12 protein-coding genes are annotated in these 20,585 nt (G+C 63.4%); 3 read left to right on the top strand and 9 right to left on the bottom strand.

What is annotated here, in order from left to right; genetic code table 11:
* Positions 1–346: 346 nt before the first annotated feature.
* A complete protein-coding gene (locus NKI10_RS13275) occupies positions 347–1,135 on the bottom strand; it encodes a SapC family protein (protein WP_352860320.1) in 789 nt (262 codons plus the stop codon).
* A gap of 238 nt (positions 1,136–1,373) precedes the next feature.
* Between NKI10_RS13275 and NKI10_RS13270 the strand changes: the two genes are divergently transcribed.
* Positions 1,374–1,643 carry a DUF6916 family protein gene (locus NKI10_RS13270; protein WP_352860318.1) on the top strand — a complete coding sequence of 90 codons (270 nt, stop codon included), beginning with the start codon at positions 1,374–1,376 and terminating at the stop codon, positions 1,641–1,643.
* A gap of 72 nt (positions 1,644–1,715) precedes the next feature.
* Positions 1,716–2,294 (top strand): 2OG-Fe(II) oxygenase, encoded by a 579-nt coding sequence (locus tag NKI10_RS13265; protein WP_352860316.1) that lies wholly within the window; start codon positions 1,716–1,718, stop codon positions 2,292–2,294.
* Between the two features lie 15 nt (positions 2,295–2,309).
* Here NKI10_RS13265 and NKI10_RS13260 read toward each other — a convergent pair whose 3' ends face one another.
* The 5 genes from NKI10_RS13260 to NKI10_RS13240 form a co-directional block, all read right to left on the bottom strand.
* Positions 2,310–2,753: a GNAT family N-acetyltransferase gene (locus tag NKI10_RS13260; RefSeq protein WP_352860315.1), complete on the bottom strand. Its 444-nt coding sequence runs from the start codon at positions 2,751–2,753 to the stop codon at positions 2,310–2,312.
* A 94-nt stretch (positions 2,754–2,847) separates the two neighbouring features.
* Positions 2,848–3,375, bottom strand: coding sequence for a phage tail protein (locus NKI10_RS13255; RefSeq protein ID WP_352860314.1), 528 nt, complete (start codon positions 3,373–3,375; stop codon positions 2,848–2,850).
* A gap of 9 nt (positions 3,376–3,384) precedes the next feature.
* On the bottom strand, positions 3,385–3,876 hold the full coding sequence (locus NKI10_RS13250; RefSeq protein ID WP_352860312.1) for a phage tail protein: 492 nt from the start codon (positions 3,874–3,876) through the stop codon (positions 3,385–3,387).
* Between the two features lie 42 nt (positions 3,877–3,918).
* Positions 3,919–4,425, bottom strand: a complete 507-nt coding sequence (locus NKI10_RS13245) for a phage tail protein (RefSeq protein WP_023672955.1) — start codon at positions 4,423–4,425, stop codon at positions 3,919–3,921.
* 118 nt (positions 4,426–4,543) lie between these two features.
* Entirely contained in the window at positions 4,544–17,479 is a 12,936-nt protein-coding gene (locus tag NKI10_RS13240; RefSeq protein WP_352860310.1) for an inverse autotransporter beta domain-containing protein, read from the bottom strand.
* Between the two features lie 270 nt (positions 17,480–17,749).
* On the opposite strand from NKI10_RS13240, the gene NKI10_RS13235 reads away from it, so the two are divergent.
* Complete coding sequence (locus tag NKI10_RS13235; RefSeq protein WP_023672953.1) at positions 17,750–18,289, top strand: invasion associated locus B family protein; 540 nt, start codon at positions 17,750–17,752, stop codon at positions 18,287–18,289.
* Between the two features lie 55 nt (positions 18,290–18,344).
* Here NKI10_RS13235 and NKI10_RS13230 read toward each other — a convergent pair whose 3' ends face one another.
* From NKI10_RS13230 to NKI10_RS13220, 3 genes are read right to left on the bottom strand one after another with little or no spacing between them, the layout of a single operon-like run.
* On the bottom strand, positions 18,345–19,853 hold the full coding sequence (locus NKI10_RS13230; RefSeq protein WP_352860308.1) for an aldehyde dehydrogenase family protein: 1,509 nt from the start codon (positions 19,851–19,853) through the stop codon (positions 18,345–18,347).
* A 20-nt stretch (positions 19,854–19,873) separates the two neighbouring features.
* A complete protein-coding gene (locus tag NKI10_RS13225; protein WP_352666193.1) occupies positions 19,874–20,218 on the bottom strand; it encodes a cupin domain-containing protein in 345 nt (114 codons plus the stop codon).
* A gap of 46 nt (positions 20,219–20,264) precedes the next feature.
* Positions 20,265–20,582, bottom strand: coding sequence for a cupin domain-containing protein (locus tag NKI10_RS13220; RefSeq protein ID WP_352860305.1), 318 nt, complete (start codon positions 20,580–20,582; stop codon positions 20,265–20,267).
* Positions 20,583–20,585 lie beyond the last annotated feature (3 nt).

Genomic DNA, 20,585 nt, shown 5'->3' with positions numbered 1-20,585 from the left:
AGGTTCAAATCCTGTCCCCGCAACCAACATCAAAAACAGCCCGCTTCACGCGGGCTTTTTGCGTTCGGACCGTGATCGATGGCGACGACAGGCTATTCAACGATTGAGAGGGCAGCAAGGCTGGCGTGCTCGACTTTATTGACAGGTCCGCGAACCGGGGGGTGATGCCGCCTCGGCGCATTTCGCGAGAGCTATACGTCGAGCATTAGGAAGTTCGCCAACCCGTCATGGCAATCGATCTGCACGACAACAGCATGATTCGAGCCGCGGAGAGATCGTCGTGCGAAGGCGCGAACCGTTGATTTAAACAACCCGCGCCTTGCCGAAGCTTTTCGTCGCGGCCGCGTCAGCCAGCTCGCCGCAATGACGCCTGGAAGGCCAGCGAGGTCCAGCTGTTGCTCGAGGCGAGATGGCAATAGAGCAGCGCAAGCGCGCCGGATTTCCTGAGATCAAGAAACGCCTCGTCGCTCAATTTGTTGAAGGCCGGCTCGTCGATCACCTGAAAGTCGGTGAGGTTGAGGGTCTCGCCGCCCTCCAGCGTCACCTTGCTCTGCCGCGGCGCGAACAGGCCGTGCGCGTCGATCTTGTCGATCATGGCGCGAGTCGCATTGAAGTCGGTCTGGAACTGGCTGCAGAAGGCGAGCGCCTGCCTCGAGGCCTCGGCCGGCTCGTTGCCGTCGAAGAAGGGCGCGGTCTCGTCGCCGCCCTTGGACGAAGGCGTCTGCTCGACGACGCGTTCGCTGGCGCGGTCGATGCACAACGTCAGGCGGCCGGTCGTTTTCGATTCATCGGCCAGGATGAAGGGGTACCGGCGGACATAGGCGGGAATGTAATGCGGCTCCGCCCATTTGCCGTCGGCGCCGACGAACAGGTTCTGGTCCTGGCGCAGGCCGGTGATGATGACAGGCGCCTTGGCGTCGCCGATGAAAACGATCGGGTAGGAGCGCATTGCCGCCGGCATTTCCGAGGCGACGACGGGGATTGCGTGCGCGGTGCGGGCAAAGGAGAAATCGGCCCGCGCCGCCAGGCCGAGTGAGCCGTGCCGCAGCGGATTGAGCGCCTCGGGCTTTTTGTAGAACAGCGGCAGCGCATTGGCCGCCGTGCTTTCCGCCCCGTCCGTTTTCGCATCAGTCATCCCTGGCATTCTCCTCTTATGCGCTCCCGGTTTAGGCCAGCGGCGGCGAGGGCGCAACGCGCCGACGACTGATCTACCCCGACATTAGCGGGATAAATCTACATCGTTGTTCGATCGTGCTCTTTTCTACTTCTGGAGATCGAGCTCTATAGACAGCATGCCATCAAGCAGCGACATTGGCTGACGGGACAGACTCTCAAGACAGCCGTCTGAAAGACAGACGAACCAGGGCAGGCGCATGGCATCGATTTCGGATTTCGAGCAGGGGCAGAGCTTTTCCGTCGAAGCCGGCGGTCAGACGCTCACGTTGGAACTGAGCGCGGTGCAGCCCATGGCCAACAGCCCGCGCGACGGCGGTGGCTTCACGCTGCTGTTCAGGGGGCCGCGCGACGCGGCGCTGCCGCAGGCTATCTATCGGTTCACCGGCAAAAGCGGCGCCCATGAGATCTTCATCGTGCCGATCGCTGCCGATGCGGCGGGGCGGCTTTACGAGGCGGTATTCAACTGATTTTTTTCGACCGGATCGGCCACGGGGACGCTCCGGCCATCAGGGCGATTTGGCAGCGCGGCGGCTCGACATATGATCGACTATATCGAGATTGCGGACGTATTTGACGGAACGGCGTGTAGCGCACTGTGCGCGGAAATTCGGGCGGCCGTGGGCCGTCCGGCCGGCCTGCTGGGGCGTGCCGACCAGAAGATGGCATGGCCGGAGATCCGCAAGACCGTGCGCGCCGAGGTTTCGCAGGCCACTGAAGAGCGAGTGAGTGCCCTGTTGGCGCAGCAGAAGGCGGCTCTGGAGCGGCATTTCGGGCTGCTGCTCGGCCAGGTCGAGAAACCTCAGTTCCTTCGCTATCGGGAAGGCGATTTCTTTGTGCCGCACCAGGATGGCAACACGCCGCTCATTCACGACGAGTCGCGGTTCCGAAAGATCTCGGCGGTGATCTTTCTCAACCGTCAATCGGACACCCCTTCGCCAGAGAGCTATGCAGGCGGCTCGCTGGTCCTGCATGGGCCTTACAGCGGCCCGGACCTGCGCGTTGCCATGCCCGCATTGCCGGGCTCTCTCGTCGCCTTTCGTTCGGAAACGACGCATGAAGTCACCCCGGTCACGTGCAACGAACGTTTCACCATCGTATCCTGGTATCGCGGCGCGTGACGACCAACACGGCCCTTACGGCGAACGGATCATCAGGTCGTAGACGCCTTTGTCCTCGGCAACAGTGAAGCCGAGGCGTTTGTAGAGCCGCCGCGCTGGATTGTTCTTCTCGACATGGATCGAGACCGACTTGCCGGCGGCGGCGGCCTCATCGATGAGATCGGCGAGCAACGCACCGCCAGACCCCTTGCCGCGATGCGCCGGCAGGAAGGCGATATCTATGATGCAATGCTCGCTCGCCGAGCGCTCGATATACAGGCGACCGATATCTTGCCTTGCCTGCTCGATCACCAGCCAGTCGGCGTTGGGATAGTATTTCTGGTAATGCGCGTGCTGCGCTTGAAACTGCATGTCGAGGAACGCCGTTTTCTGCGCGTCGCTCCACGGCGTGACGGCAAGTTCTTCGGCGCGGGTCGAGGCGTAGAGCGCCGACAGGAACGACAGATCGGCGTCCGCCATCGGGCGGAACGTCAGATCAATCCGCGCCGCGCGCACCCAGCAAAATATAACGGGCCCGTTGTCCACAATCGGAAGCTGGATCATGGAGTGGCGCTTACGGACGCGCCGGATAGACGCCTTGCATGGCAATGATGAACGTCATCGCCAGATAGGGAGGCAGGTTGTTGTGAGGCAACGTACTGCCCGTTATGCTCAGTGCCTGGGGGTCCATCTGGACCAGATTTTGCGAAGTGTTGTTCTGATACAGCGTTCCGCCCCCCGACTTCCCCAGAACAACCGCATCGGTAAGAGTTCCCTGGGCGCCACTCTCGGTGGATATCGCGACAAAATGATTATGTTGCGGCATTTCCGTTTGCAGAAGGGTGACGGACGTTTCGCCACCCGTCTCGCCGAGAAACCGCTCCGACAAGCCATTGCCCTGTCCTTGCCCCATGGGCGCGGAGCCAGCCATATTCGGCAACGCGAAGGTCGACTTGCCGTCGCCGCCGTAAACTGTGCCCAGCAGCGAAAACAGCGCCGTATTCTGCGAGATTGGCAGGAGCTGGCCATCGCAGGTCGCCCACCCCCTCGGGGCGAAATCTCCGGCAAAAATTCGAATTTCGGCGACGAACGGATTGGTCATGGCAAGTCTCTAGCTTTGCTGGGGGAAGATGCCAAATAGCGAGATGATGAAACTGACGGCGAGGAACGGCACCATATTGTCGTGAGGCTGGCTGCCGCCGGCCGGCGAAATGGCTCCGGCGGCCATGTTGCCATCAGGTGCGATACCCACATAGGGCGTCAGCAGGCTCGATGTCGCCAGGACACCGCCGGACGGACCCGGATTCTTGGCGATATTCGACGAACCGGTCCAGGTATGGGAATGGTTCGGCATTTGTTGGGCTGAAACAGTGACGGATTCGACCCCGCCCAGTTCTCCGATGATATAGGTCTGGCTGACCAGCGGGCCCTTGCCAGCATGGACGGGGATGCGGGATGCGAGGTTGGGCAGGGCGAATGTTTCCTCCCCGTCGCCGCCATAGGTCGTACCGATCAGATTGAACAAGGTTTCGTTCTCGGAGATCGGCATCAACTGGCCTTGGCAGAACGCCCAGCCATTCGGAGGGAAATTGCCACCGAACATCCTGATCTCGCCGACAAAAGGTTGGCTCATCGAAGCGTCCTCTTAATTTCGCGACGGGAATATGCCTTGCAGGGCAATGATGAAATTCAAGACGAGATAGGGCGATCTGTTCTCATGCGGCTGGCCGCCACCGACGAAAGTGATGTTTTCCTTCGCCATAGCCACCGCGCTGCCAGGCGGCTGATAGATCGGGCTGGCGTTCGCCCCCAACAGCGCGCCGGATGGATTGTTGACGTTGCCGGCAGTGTTCGATGCGTTGACGAAATGGTTGTGTGTCGGCATTTCGCCGAGCGTGAGCGTGTGAAACTCTTCGCCGCCCTGGCCGCCGACAATTGCACCAATAGGGCCGCCCGTATGAACCGGCGCACGTCCCCTCATATCCGGAAGGGCAAAATTTGTCTGGCCGTTGCCGCCGTACCTGGTGCCAAGAAGTGAGAACAATGGCTGGTTCTGGTTAAGCGGCAACAACTGGCCGTTACAAAATGCCCAGCCGCGCGGTGCATAGTTCCAGGAAATGATCTTGACTTCACCTAAATAAGGCTCACTCATCCCCGTTCCCTCCGTTGGCCGCTTACTGTCTGAATTCTTGTATTATGCCTAAGTAAGACAACAAGTCGATATCAAATTCATAAAATATATTTCCTAGGACGAAATCCAAGGTTGCTGACTACGGTGTCGCGGCAGGCAGCAGTGGCAGCGGCTGGTTGAAGAACGTCCGGGTGTCCGTCAGTGCCGTTGCCCCGCCATTGACGGTTTCGATACCGGCCTCGCTCGCCTGCGGTACGTTGATCGTGCCGTCGGCGCCGCCGAGGCCGTCCGCGAGGAAGCGGATGGCATTGGCGTTGTTGACGTTGGTGATGGTGTTGGCATGAACGTCGGCATTGATGATAGCGCCGGCAAATGTGGCGGTGACCGTGATGCCGCGGCTGTCGGCATTGTCGCGAATGGTGTTGTTGGTGACCGTCGCGTGCACGGTGCCCGGCTGCACGAGCTGCGTGATCGAGACGCTGTCGCCACCGCTTATGCCGTTGACGCCGATGCTCTGGATAATGTTGTTGTCGATCAGCACCTTGGCGACGCCGAGGCTTTCATGCCCAACCCTGATGCCGTTGCCGGTTCGCGATCCCGTGGTTGCTACGCCTTGCGTACCGATGACGTTGTTGGCGATTGTGCCGTCAAGCGTCCGTGCGAGGTCGCCGCTGCTGAACACGTTGATGGCCGTCGAGTCGCTGTTGGTGACGGTGTTGTTCCGGACGGTGAAATTCAGATTGCCGCCCGTGCCGGCGCCGGAATTGCTGCTCTGGGTAAGGTTGATGCCGTTGTTCAGATTGTTGAATAGATTTCCCGTGGTCTCGCCGATGTGAGCGTTGACGGTGCCGTCATTGGCAATGACGAACAGACCGGTTCCAGGGATGACTCCCGGTCCGGGATAGGCGTTGTTGCCGGTGAAGGTTGCGCCGTCGACGGTCAGCGTCATCGTCGGCGCGCCGGCGACACCGGCGCCGTCCGCCTCGAAGATGAAGTCGCTGCCGGCATTGTTCGAGGCGCCGTTGTTCGAGAACGTGCCGCCGCTCACCACCAGGTTCGCCAACGTGCCGCCGGAATTGATGACCTGCACGTTATGGGTGAATGAGTTGGAGACCGTGAGGTTGGTGAACGTGGTGACGTGCGAGGCGTTGCCGGTAAGTTCGTTGAACAGGATTCCGGACTCGGTGTTGGCATCGGCATTGCTGTTCAGGGTCAGACCGTTGAGCACCACACCGTTGACGCGCAGGCCCTTTATGCCGTTGCCCGCATTGTCGCTGATAATCATGTTGCTCAGGCTGACATCCTGAGTGTCGGTCAGGCTGACGCCATCGCCGGTCGAGTTCTGGATCGTGCCGCCGCTGCCCCCCGTCGCGCCGGTGCCGGTCACCACCAGATTGCCGCTGGTGCCGGTGTTGTTGAGCACGATGCCGTTGGCTGCACCATTGGACGCAATGCTCCTGAACGTCACGTCGCCGGCGCCGATCGTCGTGTTGGCGACATTAAGCGCCGTGCCCGTGCCGGACGCGATGGTGTTGCCGGTGCCCTGCACCGTCACCGTGCCGCCGCCGGTGGCATTGAAACCGGCGCCGCTGGTGGTGGCGATGACCAGCCCGCCATTGGTGAAGTTGATCGTCGCACCGGTATTGTCGCTCAGGCTGACGCCAGCCGCCGTGGTCGAGGTGATCGACTTCGACGCGCCGGAGAAGGTGATGATGCCGGCGACATTGTCGTCCAGCAGGAGGCCGATCTGGCCCGCCGCATTATGCGTGATGTTGCCCGACAGGGTGATGTTGCCGGCGGTCAGGGCGCGATCCTGGATGTTGACCGCCTGGCCGGTGCTGCCGCTGGTGATCGCGCCGGCATAGGTGAAGGCCGCCGTGCCGCCGCTGTTGGCGGTGCCTAGGCCATCGCCGATACGGATCACGGCGCTTGTTCCGCCCACCAGCGCGCCGGTGCCGAGGTCGATCGCTCCCGAACCGGTGACGGTATCGAGGATGACGGCGCTGGTGCCGCCGGCGCCTTTGTTCGTGGAAGCGAAGGTCACGCCGCCCGCCGCGATGGCAACGCTGTCAAGGTTGACCGCGACGCCGCTGCCGGTCGAAATCGTGTTGCCCGAGCCGATAACGGTCACGGTGCCAGTACCGTTGCTCGTGGCGTTGAAGCCGGTGCCGGAGGTGGTGGTGATGGCTAGGCCGCCGCCGGTGAAGTTGACCGCGGTGTTGGTGTTCGCCGTCAGGTCGACGGCATTGTTGGCTCCGGTGGTCAGTATCTTGCTGGCGCCGGAGAAGTTGATCGTGCCGCCGGTGTTGGCGTTGACGAGGATCCCGTTGGCCACGCCGCCGGTGGCGCTGAGAGTGCCCGACAATGTCGTGGTGCCGGCGGTGCGGGTGGAGATGCTGACGACGTTTCCGGCCGTGGTCTTGGTGACCGAGCCGGCATAGCTGACATTGGCCGAGCCGCCGGTGACCAGGAAGGCCGCGCCGGTCGCGCCGCCGAGCGCACCGGAGCCGAGGCTGACAGTGCCGGCGCCGGTGACATTGGTCAGCGACACGTTGTTGGTTCCGCCGGTCGAATTGGTCGAGGTGAAATTGATGCCGGTGGTGGTGGCGATGCCGTTGAGGTTGACCGCCTGCGCGGAAGTGGAGCTCACCGTGCCGGTCGTCACATTGACCGTGCCGCCATTGATGGCGCTGAATCCGGTGGTGCCGTTGGTGACGATGTCGAGGTTTGCGAAGCTGACGGTCGAGGCCGTGGCGCCGTTGTTGATTGCGACTGCGGTGCCGGTCATCGGCGTCGTGGTGCCGAGATCGACCGTACCGGTGAAGCTCACCGTATTGGCCGCCGTCGCGCCGGAAATACTAATGCCGCTGGCAGCGCCATTGGCGATCACCGAGCCGGCGAAGGTGAAACTGCCGCCAGCGCGGGTCGAGATCGTGGCCGCCGCGCCCGACGTGCTGATGATAGAGCTGGCGCCGTCGAAGCTGATCACCGCGTTGCCGCCGGTCACCGAAAGGCCGCTGCCGCCCGATATGTCGACATTGGTACCGGCAATCGTGCCGCCAGCGCCCGACGCGCCACCGAAGGCGATGCCGGTTCCGGTCGCCGCCGTGGTGATGTTGACGTTGGTCAGCGTCGTCGTGCCGGTGGTGTTGTCGAGTTTGAAAGCAATGCCGGTGGCGCCGGTGCTGGTGACGTTGGTGATGGTGGTGTTGGACGCGTTCAGCCACACATCGCTGGCGTTGCCGGAGAAAGTAACGTTGTTGATCGTCGTGCTGTTTGACGGCGTGATCTCGATACCCTGCGTGGCGAAATTGCTGATGGTCATGTTGCTGATGACGGTATTCGCAGCACCCGCGCCATTGTCCTTGACGCCACGCGCGGCACCCGCCGGGCTGCCATTCAGGATGAAGCCGTCGATGATGTTGCCGCTGGCGCCGAGCGTGATGACATTGTTGCCGGCGCTCGTCGTCAGCGTCGCGGCGCCATTGGGCGTCTGGTCGATGATCGAGATGCTGTTGCTGGCGAGCTGGATGGTGGAGGGCACCGTCAGCGCCAGATTGATGTTGCCGTTGCCGAAGCCGCGCACCTGCTCGCCGGTGGCGAGAGCCAGCGTGTCGTTGCCATTGCTGCCTGCCGCGGTGATGGTGCCGCCATCGTTGACGAGAACCAGAATGTCCGTCGCCACGGCTGCTGCTTCGGCGGTGGCCAGCGTCGCGAGATTGTTCTGGTCGCGACCGCTGCCGTCACCGGTCGCGGACGCGCCGACGAAATAGACCTTGCCGACTCCGAAGCCCAGGCCGGGAGCCGACTGGAAGTTCACATCCTGGAAATTGTAGGTGCCGGCAACCGGCGCACTGGATGCGTCGATGCCTACATTGGCGCCGATGGTCGAGAGCTGGTCGGTCGCCGATTCGCCGTCGCCATAGGTGAAAGCGAGGTTGGTGGCGCTGTTGAGGAACACGCCGGTGTTGACGCCGGCAATGCTGGAGCTGGCGCCGCCGACAACGGCATCGCCGAGGCGTACCGTCTGGCCGCCAGTGGTGCCACGCAGGTCGACGCCTATCGAGGTGCCGGCGGCGGCGGCATTGGTGACATCGAAGTCATTGGCCGTCACCGCCGCATTGATGGTGGCACCGTTGAGGTCGAAGGCCACGCCCGTGGTGCTGTTCAGGCCGATGTCGAGATCGTTGAAGGACAGCGCCGCGCCAAGCGTGCCGGAAACATCGACACCACGCGTGGTGATGCCTTGCAGGTTGACCGTGCCGAGAATGATGGCCCCGCCGCCGGACGAGGCGATATTGGTCAGCGAGATGCCGGTTGCGGCGGCAGTGGCCGAAACACTGTCGAAATTCATGCCCGCAGCGCCAATCGTAACGCCATTGAGGTTCAACGCGGTGCCGCCGGCCGTCGTGGTGATGCTGTAGTCGCTGAGGAGCGCGCCGACGCTGACCGTGCCACCGCCGCTGGCGTTGAAGCCCGTGCCGGAGGTGGTGGTAATCACCAGGCCACCCGTATCGAAGTTGATCGTCGCGCCGGTGTTGGTCGTCAAGTCGACCGCCGTATTGGCGCCAGTGGTCAGCGTCTTCGTGCCACCGCTGAGAGTGATGGTCCCGCCGGAGTTGCCGTGGACATAGATACCATTGTCGAAACCGCCGGTGGCGCTGAGCGCGCCGGACAGTGTGACCGAACCGCCGGTGACGCCGGAGATGTCGACGATCTTGCCGGCGGTGGTCTTGGTGACGGAGCCGCCATAGCTGACGGTCGCAGCGCCGCCATTGACCAGGAATGCGACGCCCGAAGCGCCGCTCAATGCGCCGGATCCGAGGCTGACTGTTCCGGTGACATTGGCCAGGCCAACATTGTTGGTGCCGCCGCCCGACGAGGTCGAGTCAAGCGCAATGGTGGCGGCGACGTTGGTGAGGCTGATCGACTGACCGCTGGTCGAATTTACCGTCTGGGCTGCAGCGGAAGCGGTGATGCCCATCGTGCCGCCGGTGCCCACGATGGCCGTGCCGGTCGTGGTGTCGATGGTCACACCGCCGGTGAAGCTTGTCGTGCCGCCGCTCTGCGACAGGCCGACGCCGCTCGTCGTATCGATGTTGGCGAGGCCGGTGACGTTGACCGTGCCTGATACCACATGGATGCCGTCGCCGGCCGTGGCGGTGTTGTTGACCGTCACCGCGCCGAAGGTGAACGTACCGGTGTTGGCGCCGGTGACGTCTATGCCGAAGCTGCTGGTGCCGGTGATGGTGGTGGCGCCGCTGACCGTGACGGTGGCGTCAACGCCATTGAAGGCGATGCCGTTGACGCCACCGTAGGCGGTGATGCTGTCGAACTGGATATCGCCGGATACACCGGATAGCGTCAGGCCATAACCGCCGACGCCATTGGTGCTTGTGCCGGCGACGAAGGCGCCGCCGTCGACCTGGTCGATGCCGACAGTCGCTGGAACGGCATCGAAGGTTACACCGCTCACCCCAAAGCCGCCGGTTTCGCCATTGTTGCCCAGAAGCGTGATGTCGGAGAAGGCGCTGACCTTCATCAGCCCGGCGCCGACCGTGCCGTCAACCTTGGCAATGTCGCCGCCGGTTGCCGACAGGATCAGGTTCGACAGTGCGATCTGGCTGGCAGCGGCGCCGTCGGTAAGCGACAGGGCGCCACCGGTGCCGCCGGCGATCGTGGCGCGGCGCAGGATAAGATCGGTGATGTTGGTGCCGGAGATGCCAAGGCCCGCACCGGTGTTCTGCACGATGACATTTTCGATGCCGGCCTTGCCGGAGAAATCGATGGTGTTGCCGTTCGCGGTCGTCAGCGTCGCCAGCACGCTGTCAACATTGGACGCTGCCGTGATGACGGTCGAGGCATTGATGCCGCTGAAGCTGAAGTTGCCGCCGAGGCCGCCGCCGACGGCGCCCAGCGGCGCGGTATCGATGGAATCGCCGGCCTTGAGACCGATCAGGATCTGGCCATCGGCAAGGTTGAGCGTGTTGTTGCCGCCGCCATTCTGCTGAGCCTGCATCATGTCGATGAGGTTGCTGGTGCCGTTCTGCGACGTGTCGACAAGGATGACAACCGAGGCGCCCGACGCTTCCGCGCCGGCAATCGAGCCCGGATTGGCGGCGGTGCCGTCGCCGTCGCCTTCCTGATCGACATAATAGGTGGTCGGTCCCTGGGCCTCGGAGAGGTCGCCGATGAAGCCGCCATTTGCGCCGTCGACATCCTGGAAATTATAGGTGCCGCCGACCGGGAAAACGCCGGTGGAATTGAGGATGTCGATTGCCTTGACCGTCGACAGCTTGTCGACCGCGCTTTCGCCGTCGCCATAGATCAAGTTGATCGCCGTCGTCGGGGTGAACTGGAAGCCGATGCCGGGTCCGGCGCCGGCGCCGCCGATGGTGGAGGATGCGCCGGCCGTGTTCGGATCGCCGAGCTGGATGGTGCCGGTGCCGGTGGTGTTGGACAGGTTGACGGCGGTGGTGCCGGTCGAGGAAGCACTGGTGAGCGTGAAACCGCCAGTCGTGAAGATGCTGTTGACGACGGCATCGGCGAAGGTGATGCCGGTCGAATTGTCGCCGGGCATGGCGATGGTCAGGCTGGCGAAGTTTACCGTCGAGCCGAGCGTGCCGGAAATGTCGACGCCGGTCGAGGTGATGCCTTGCAGGTTCACCGTGCCGAGATTGAGCGTGCCGCCGCTGACATTGTTGAGCGAAACGCCAGTCGCCGCTCCATTGACCGAGATGGAGCTGAAATTGATGCCGCCGGCGCCGACCGTTGCGTTGTCGAGGTTGAGCGCGGTGCCTGTCGTCGTGGTTATCGAGTTGCCCGTGCCGCTGACGCTGACCGTGCCGGCGCCGAAAGTGCTGGCGGTGAAGCCGGCGCCGCTCGAGGTGGTGATGACCAGGCCGCCATTGGTGAAGTTGAGCGTGCCCATGCCCTGGGTCGGGCTGATGCTGGGCAACTTGACGATCGCGTCGTTGGTGCCGCTGCTGGTGTTGAAGATCTTCGACGCACCGGAGAAGGTGGCCGTCCCGTTAGACGATCCGTCAAACCGCACGCCGATGCCCGTGCCGGTATGATCGATCATGCTTGAAATATTGTAGACGCCGTTGGCGTTGCCGGTGAAGACGAAGGCCGCCGTACCAATGCCAGTTGCTGCCGTAGTCGAAACGACCGAACCGCTCATGTTGAGCTCGCTCCAGTCGGCCACGGCCTGCACGACCATGCCGGTGTCGACCTTGATCGAGCCGTTGTAGTTCAGCGTGGCGTGAATGAGGTCGTTACCGCCGCTGACGGCGATAGCCGCACCGGTGGTGCTTGTCGTCGCGCCGATGCTGGCGACGCCGCCATTGCCGCCAACGTTGATGATTCCTGCCTGCAGGCCGTTCGTGACAATGCCGGCTTCCCCACCGTCGATGGTCAGGGTGGAGCCGGCGACGTTGGCGATGTTTATGGTGCCCACTTGCGGGCCGCCGATATCGAACCCTCGGTAGCTGACGTCGAGATCGGTCGTGCCGGTGAAATTCACCGCACCGGCGCCGAGCAGGGCGTTCAGCGAGGCGCCCATGTAGCCGGTATCTTTCAGGCCGCCAATGTTGACGTCGCCCGCCAGATTGGACCCTGTCAGCAAGACGCCGGCAGCGTCCGATGTCGATACGGCCGAGACGCTGTCGAAGGTGACGCCGGCGGCGCCGACGTCGGCGAGGACAATGAACAGACCATTGCCGCCGGAGGCGATCTTGTTGCCGGTGCCGGAGACGCTGACGGTGCCGCCGAAGGCGGCGCCGAAGCCTTCTCCGGTCGTTGTCGTTATATCCAGGCCGCCATTGGTGAAGTTGATCGTGCCGTCCGTGTTGTCATACGGGACGATGGCGGAGAGGGGGCCCGTGTAGCCGATCTGTACAGCTGTCGTCGCGCCAGAGCTTATCTTCTTGCTGCTTCCCGAGAAGGTGACGGTCGCCGCCGTGCCGTTGGCGATGCCACCGATGAAGATCTGGCCGCCATCGGCTGCGTTGCCGTCGGTCAGATTGCCCGACAGCGTCACCGAGCCGCCGGTCAGTTCCTGGATCGAGACGGCGGCCCCGGTGCCGTTGCTGGCGATGGTGCCAGCATAGGAGATGATTGCATTGCCGCCGCTCTGATCGGCCGCCGAGCCGACATTGAAGGCTGTACCCGAACCGGTGTTGGTCAGCGTGCCGGTGCCGAGCGCGACCGTACCGGTCAGATGCTGCAGGTCGACACCGCTGCCGGAATTGAAGCTGGCGCTTGTCGAGGCGAAATTGATGTTGGCCGCAATGCCGTCGAGCGCCACCGCTCCCGCATTGGTGGCATTGATCGTTCCGGTCGTGACGTTGACCGAGCCGCCTCCGGTTGCAGTGAACGCCGTTGCGGCGTCCGTGGTGATGTCGACATCGGCGAAGGTGATTGTGGCGCCGGTGTTGTTGGTCAGCGATACGCCGCTGCCGCCGATCGTCGCCTTGTCCGTGAAGTTGACCAAGCCGCCGGTGCGGTTGGCGATTGCGATGCCGCCACCGGTCAGCGTGCCGGGCGTCGCGCTGTTGGGCAAGTTGCCGCGGGTGACCGTAATGTTGCCGTTGCCGCCGTCGACATCGAGCAGCGTGCCGGCAACGTTGATATTGTTGTTGATAATCGACAGGTTGCCGGTGAGGCCGTCGACGTTGAACGCCGTCTGGCCGGCAGCGACATTGCTGACGGTGACGCCTTCGACAACGGTGCCGCCGGAATTGTTGAAGCCACCCACGCTCTGGTCGATGACGAACACCGAGCCGCTGCCGCCGCTGTAGTCGAAGGCGGTGTTGCGCACCTGATTGCTGCCGAGCAGATGAAGGGTGTCGCCCGTGCTCTTGACCACGCCCTCATCGCCGGTGACATTGCCGCCGGTGGCGCCGAGATTGCCCTGCACATTGACCGGCTGGAACGTACCGGAGGTGAGGATGGAATTGCCGTTGCCGAAACCGGTGATCGACTGTCCCGAATCGAGCGTGAACGGCGTCGCGCTGAGATCGACGGTGCCGACAAAGGCGTAGGTCTGCGTGCCGACCATGGCATCGGCCTGCGCGGCCGTCACGGTGGTGACATCGGCGCTCAGCCCGTTCGTGCCCGCGTGAACAGTGCCGCCTGTCTGCGAGATCATGACGACCCCGCCGACAGTTACCGCCAGTTGGGCATCGCCGGTGAAGAAGACATCGTCGAAGTCGTAGTTGCCGAGCGCCGGATCCAGCCCGATCGTATTGACAGTGTAGCCGCCGGTTGCCGCGGTGATGAAGGATTCCAGCCCATCGGCGGAATTGCCGTCGCCGAAGGTGAAGTTGGCGTTGGCCGACGTGGCCGTGGTGCCGCCTGACGACAATTCGACACCGACGCCGACATTGTCGATCCTGGAGCCCTGCAGGAAGGTGATCGTCTTGTTGCCGGTCGTCGACGACAGGTCGATGCCGCGCGAGGTCAGGTCGCCGGTGCCGGTAATGCTGGTCAGCCCGAAATCGGCTGTCGTTGACGAGCCGCTGAAGTCAATGCCCGTCTGGTTCAGCCCTTCGCCGAGCAACACCGTCGTCGTACCGAAACTGACGTCGTTGTTTGTGCCGCTGAAGTTGATGCCCGCGCTGCCATCGGCAGAACCGATGACAACGATGGTGGGGCCAGAGAATGTGACTGACCCGGTATTCCCCCCAATATCGATGCCGTTGAGGCCCGGCGCACCGATTTCCGCATAGCCGAAGCTGACGGCGCCGGTGTTGCCGTTGAGCGCGATGCCATTGCCAAGCACCTGGCTGATGAGCACGTCGCCGCTGAAGCCGACCGTTGCCGTGCTGCCGCTGATCGAGATGCCGTCGCCGGTGGTGCTGCCGATCGTCGTCGGGCCGGTAACGCTGACGCTGCCGCTGACGCCCGAAAGGCTGACGCCGGTTGTGCCGCCGACGTGGCCGATGTTGGAGAGCGTGACACCGAGCCCGATATTCGACGCTGTAAAGGCGGATGTGGTGTTGTTGTTGACGGTACCGCCGTCGATCGAAAGCGAGCCGGTGCCAGTTGACGTGGCCTGGACGCCGCTGCCGCCATTGCTGGTCGCGTTGAGCGTCTGGAAGCTGGTGATGGCATTGCTGTTGATCAGCAAGCCGTCGCCGGCATTATCCGACACCGTCGTCGTGCCGGTGAAATTGTAGGTGCCGTCGCCCTGGATCGACAGCCCAGCGCCGCCATTACCGGTCGAGCTCAGATTGCTGCCGGAAACGTCGTTGGCGCCATCGAACAGCACGCCATTGAGGGCGGCCCCCGACACGGTCATGCCGGTCAGCACGACGCCGGTAACGCCGCTGCCATGGATGCCGTTGGCAGTACCGCCGGAGATGTTGAAGTCCTGGAGCGAGGTATTGTTGGCCAGCGTGACGACGTCGCCGCTGCCCGAAGCGGTCAGCGTTGCGGCACCGGCCGCATCCGAGATGGTGCTGCCGGGATCGACGTTGTCGCCGGTCACATTGATCGGCAGGCCGCCGAGCGAGAAGGTGCGGCCGTTGCCGAAAGAGGCCAGGGTCTGCCCCGCTTCGAGCGTAAAGCCGTCGGTGTCGTCGATGACACCGCGATTGACCAGCACGAAAATCGCGGTGCCGTCGGTATTGTTGTCGGCGTCGGTGATCGAAGCCAGGTCCGAAAGCGAGGTACCGTCGCCTGTGCCGCCTGCGGCGACAAAGATCAGCTGCGTCTGGTCGAACAGTTGCGGCCCGTTGAACGTCGTCGTGCCGAATGCGTATTGGCCCGAACCGGAATTGAGGCCGCGTGCGTCGAGCGAGGCGAGGTTGCCGCCGATCGAGCCGCCACCGAAGGTGAATTGGGCGTTGGCGGTGTCGGCTGGCGAGCCGGCAATGCCGAGCCGCACGCCGGTGCCGACATTGGCGATGGTGCCGCCATTGGTGATGATGATCGTGCCGCCGTTGGTCTGGACAAGGTCGATCCCGATGGACGTCGTGCCGCCGGTGCCGTTTATGTTCAGCGACTGCGCCGTGAAATTAGTCTGGCTGCCGGAGAAGTCGAGGCCGATGCCGGAGCCGAGCCCGGAGATGATGATGTTGCCGGCGATGACGGACGCATTGACGCCGGTAAACACCATGCCGTCGGTGCCGGGATCGGTGATGTTGATGTCGCCGAAGCGGATCGCGGCCGGCGAATCCGTGATCGCGATGGCCGGTCCGGTCGTGTTCGAGATCGTCGTCGCGCCGTTGACGGTGAAGCTGCCCGAAAGATTCTCGAGCACGACGCCCGATGCGCCGCCGGTCTGGGTGATCGAATCCAGCACGATATGGGCGGTGATCGGATCGATGAAGACACCGACGCCGTCGTCGCCGAGTGCCTTGTTGCCCGACACCTGGCCACCGGTGATGGTGATCGAGCCGGCGACCCCGGTGCCCTTCACGGTAATGCCGGCATCGTTGTTGTCGAGCGAGTTGAGGGTGGCGAAAGTGTAGGTGCCGTGGCCGGTTATATCCAGGCCGTCGTCGCCATTGCCCTGCAGCAGCGTCGTGCCGGTGAAGTTATAGGTGCCGTCGCCTTCGATGTGCAGTCCGTCGAGGCCGTTGCCGGTCGCGGTGAAGTTCGAGCCATTGACGCCGGTCGATGTACCGGTGAAGTCGGCGCCGTGGCCGCCGGTGCCGGTGACCGTGACGTTGGTCAACGTGGCGCCGGTGATGTTGTTGCCGAAGATGCCGTCCTTGCCGCCTGTGATGATGATGCCGCTCAGCGTGTTGCCGTTGGCGAGCGTCAGGACGTTGTTGGCGGGGTTGGTGCCCTGGAGGGTGCCGTTGGATCCGCCGAAATTGTAGGTGCCGATGCTGCCGTCGACGAGCCGCGCCTGGACGCCCCCGCCACCGCCGATGACGGTCTGGCCGTTGGCGAGCGTCACACCGGCTGTCGTAATGTTGCCCTTGCCGCCGAGCGCGACGACGACGCCGTTCGCGCCGGCGCCGGCGACCGCATTGTCGAGCGTGGTCGGGTCGCCGATCGTGCCGAGGCCGAGCGCGTCGTTGTCACCATCGGCAAAGAAGAACTGGCCGAATGCCGTGTTGGTGGCGGCATTGATCGCCACCCGCGTCGACGTGCCGGTAACTTTGTCCTGGCTCTCGATGCGAACGCCGATGTCGCCACGCACGCGCTCGTTGACGCGTTTGCGCAGGCCGGGGCTGACCGGATAGACCGGCTCGGCGCCGTCATCGGACGAAGACGAGCCCTTGTCGAAAGCGTTGAGCGGCACCGTCAGCCGGATGCTGCCGGCGAACTGGGTGTCATCGCGGTTGTCGTTGCGCACCTCGCCGGTGAAGGTCAGCGACGTGCCTTTGCCGATGACGTCGCCGATCGAATATTCCAGGCCGGCCTTGGCGCCGGTGATGCTGCCGTCGTCGCCGTCGGGATCGCCGAAATGGTAGGCGCCGACATCGAAACGCAGTGAATGGTTCTCGGGCAGGTTGAGCGGCACCTGAACGCCGACCTCGCCCTCGATGCCCCAGGCCGCGTAATCGCGGTGGGCGATGGCCGATATCTGCTCGATCAGTTGATGCCCGACCAGCGACAGGCTCGACTCTTGCCCGGCCGTGCTGCGGTCGCCGCTGATCGGCAGATAGACGTTTACGTGCGCATCGTATTTTGAGGTGATGGCCTCGAGGCCGAGCGTCGAGGCGACGAACTGGTGACTGTCCTGGTTCTGGATGTTGAGATAGGCGTAGCCGCCGATCATCAGATCCGGATTGACGATGCGGCGAACGCCGAGGCCGACGTCCTGGCCGAAGCCGTCGTCGAAATCGTATTTCGAGCGCACATCGAGAAAGAGAACGGATTCGAGGTTCTGCTTCAGCGGCAGGAAACCCTCGATCGCCGTGTTGCCGCCATTGTTGTTGGCGCCGATGATGGCGCGGACCTGCGGCTGCCACAGTCCGGTGTCGCCGGCATGGGCGGCTATGCCGGAAAGGGCAAGTGCCAGAGTGGACAGCGCAGTCGTCTTCCAGAGATGCCTGGAAAAACCTGACCGGCGATACTTGCTATTCGCCCGGAAGCTTCTTCCGTGCGTCGCCATGTCATTGATCTGCCGAGTTTTCTCGGTCGTCTCCATCCCTTGCGAACCCCGACGAGTACACGCTCCGTCGCTAATACTATCCGAATCCCAGTGTATAGCGAGCATGATTGTTTGCTTTACACGTACAAGATTTCAAAGTTGTTTATTGTGACAATTCAGCAACAGTAATTTAGCCCGAGCTCATGTACCGTATTGGCTTCCCCGCCAGGCTCGGCTGTTGTATCAACGCGCTCGGCGAAACCCTGACACGACGAGGATCGGGTGGCTTCATTGCTGAGAACCGTTTGTGGCCGGGCCGCCTGGGTCGGCGCGCTATGGCTGGTCGTGACGGCAGGGTCGGCGCTTGCCGAAGAGCCGAAGTCAACCACATCTGCCGAGACCAAGCCTGCAGAAGGCAATCCGTGGGCGCTAAACTGCGCCAGCGGATCGGCCGGCATCGAGCTTCAATGCCAGGTCTCCCAAAACCTTACCGAGGCCAAGACGGGGCAGCGCGTTCTTACCGTTACGGTTCGCCGCGACAACGGCAATGGCAACCTCGCCATGCTGCTGGCCTTGCCGCACGGGCTGTTCCTGCCTTCCGGCGCCTCGTACCAGATCGACCAGGGGCAGAAGACGACCATCGCCATCCAGACCAGCGACCAGAACGGCGCCTATGCCGCGACCCCTTTGTCGGCGGACCTCGTCAAGGCGATGAAATCGGGAACCAACCTGAACATCGGCATGGAGTCGGTGACGCGCAAGCCGGTGACCATTCCGGTCTCGCTTGCCGGATTCACTGCCGCGATCGACAAGCTTCAAGCGTTGAAATAGCCGGCCTATCTCGGCAGATGCGTAAGCATCAGCTTACGTTATGGACTGGCCGGGCTCACACGTGCTTGCGGCCGCCTGTCTCGCGGAACCAGCTGTCGGGGTAAGGATACCACCAGTCCTGGATCGCCGGTCTGTGGTCGATGATGACCATCTTGGAGCGTCGGAAGGCGTCGAGTCCCTGGCGTCCCAGCTCGCGGCCAAGGCCTGATGCCTTCCAGCCGCCGAAGGGCAAGGCGTCATTGTCGATCAGCGGGTTGTTGACCCAGACCATGCCGGCCTCGAGCCGCTCGGCCGCCTCATGCGCCTCGGCGAGGTCGGTGGTGAACACCGAGGCGCCGAGGCCGAACGGGCTGTCATTGGCAAGCCGGATCGCCTCGTCGAAATCCTTGACGCGGCAGATCGCGGCGACCGGTCCGAAACACTCTTCGCGCACGATCGCCATATCGGGGGTGACGCCGGTCAGGATCGTTGGCTCGTAGAACCAGCCAGTGTTGTGCGCCGGCGGAATGCGCCCGCCGGCAACGGCTATAGCGCCGTTGCTGATAGCATCATCGACCAGCCGCATCACTTTCGCCCGGGCGGCTTCGCTGACCAGCGGGCCGATCTCGGTCTTGTCCATGCCATTGCCGATGCGCAGCGCCCGCGTCTTCTCGGCGAACAGCTCGACGAAGCGATCGTGAACCGAGTCGACGACAAAGAAGCGTTCGGCCGAGGTGCAGACCTGGCCGGTCAGGTGGAAGGCGGCGGTGACGCTGCCGGCTGCCGCCACGTCGAGCGGCGCGTGCTCGCTGATGATCAGCGGATCGCTGCCGCCGGCTTCGATGACGCAAGGCTTCATGCGCTCGGCGCAGGCGACTGCCACGGCTTTGCCGGCGGCGACCGAGCCGGTGAAGGCGACAGCGTGGGTGCGCTCGGAGGCGATCAGCGCCTGCGCGGTGGCGGCCGTGCCAGGCAGGCAGGCGACCAGCCCTTCCGGCAGTGAACGGAACACCGTCATGTAGTCCAGCGTCGACAGCGTCGTCGCTTCGGCCGGCTTGATGACGCAGCCGTTGCCGGCGGCAAGCGAGGCCGCGACGGTCCAGCACATCAGCAGGATCGGGAAGTTGTAAGGCATGATGTGCACGGAGACGCCATACGGCTCGTAGCGCGCATACTGGAACGACCCGGCCTGCGTCGTACCGGCGATCTTGCCGGCGTCGTCGCGCGCCATCTCGGCATAGTAGCGGAAGATCGGCGCGCAATTGGCGATCTCGCCGATCGCTTCGGGATAGGGCTTGCCCATCTCGCGCACCATCAGCTCGGCGCAGCGCGTGAAGTCCGCCGCCTCGATGGCGTTGGCGACCGCATGCAGATGCTTTGCCCGGCTCTTGGCATCGAGCTGCTTCCAGGCGGCTTGTGCCGTGGTTGCGGCACACAGCACCGCATCGACCTCACCGTCCGTTGCGGCGGTGATCGAGCCGACGGTCTCCAGCGTCGCCGGATCGATCACCGGTTTTGCCGTGCCGGTCATCGGCCGGTAGTGCGGATTGACGAAGAAAGCCGGCCGTTCAGCGGAGAATTGCATGGTCGTCCTTTCAGGTCCGCTCAGCGGATCATGTAGACCTTCTTGATGGTCTCATGGACGGTGCAGACGCCTTTCCAATTCTGAGGAAAGAACGCCGCCGTGTCCGGCTCGATCTGGATGACCTCGCCCGATTCGTGCACATAGGTGCAGCGGCCCTCGAGGAAGTGGCAGAACTCGTCGCGGGTGACATGGCAGTGCCATTTGCCGGGGGTGCAGACCCACAGGCCGCATTCCGAACGGCCCTCCGGCCCCTTGTAGAGCAGCTTGCCCGAGGTGTGGGACACGCCCTCGATCATGGTCGGGATGACGCCCCAGTCGACGAGGTCGGTGATGGCAAGCGGGGATTCCATGATGGGCGTGGTCATGGCGATTTCCTTTAAAAAAGTGCTCAGCGGCACATGAAGGCCTTGGTCAGTGTTTGCGTGATGGTGGAGGTGCCGGCCCAGCCGGCGGGAAGAACACCAGCATGCCGGCCTCGACCGGGATCTCTTCGCCATTCTCGCGGACATAGGTCCCGCGGCCCGACAGGAAATGGCAGAACTCGTCGGCGGCAAAGGTAACCTTGCGGCTGCCTGGCGTGCACGACCACAGGCCGCATTCGCTTGAGCCGTCCGGGTTCTGCGAGAGGATCCTGCCCGAGGCGCGCGGCGAGCCGGCAAGCGTGTTGCTGCCCCCGCCCCAGTCCTCCAGTTTCACGGTCGAGGCCTTTGGCCAGTGCGGTGTCGGCATATT

This window comes from Mesorhizobium sp. M0802 (assembly GCF_040320115.1).
Classification (GTDB): Bacteria; Pseudomonadota; Alphaproteobacteria; order Rhizobiales; family Rhizobiaceae; genus Mesorhizobium.
Note: the sequence above shows the minus strand (reverse complement) of the source record. Positions and strands in the feature narration are given on the sequence as shown.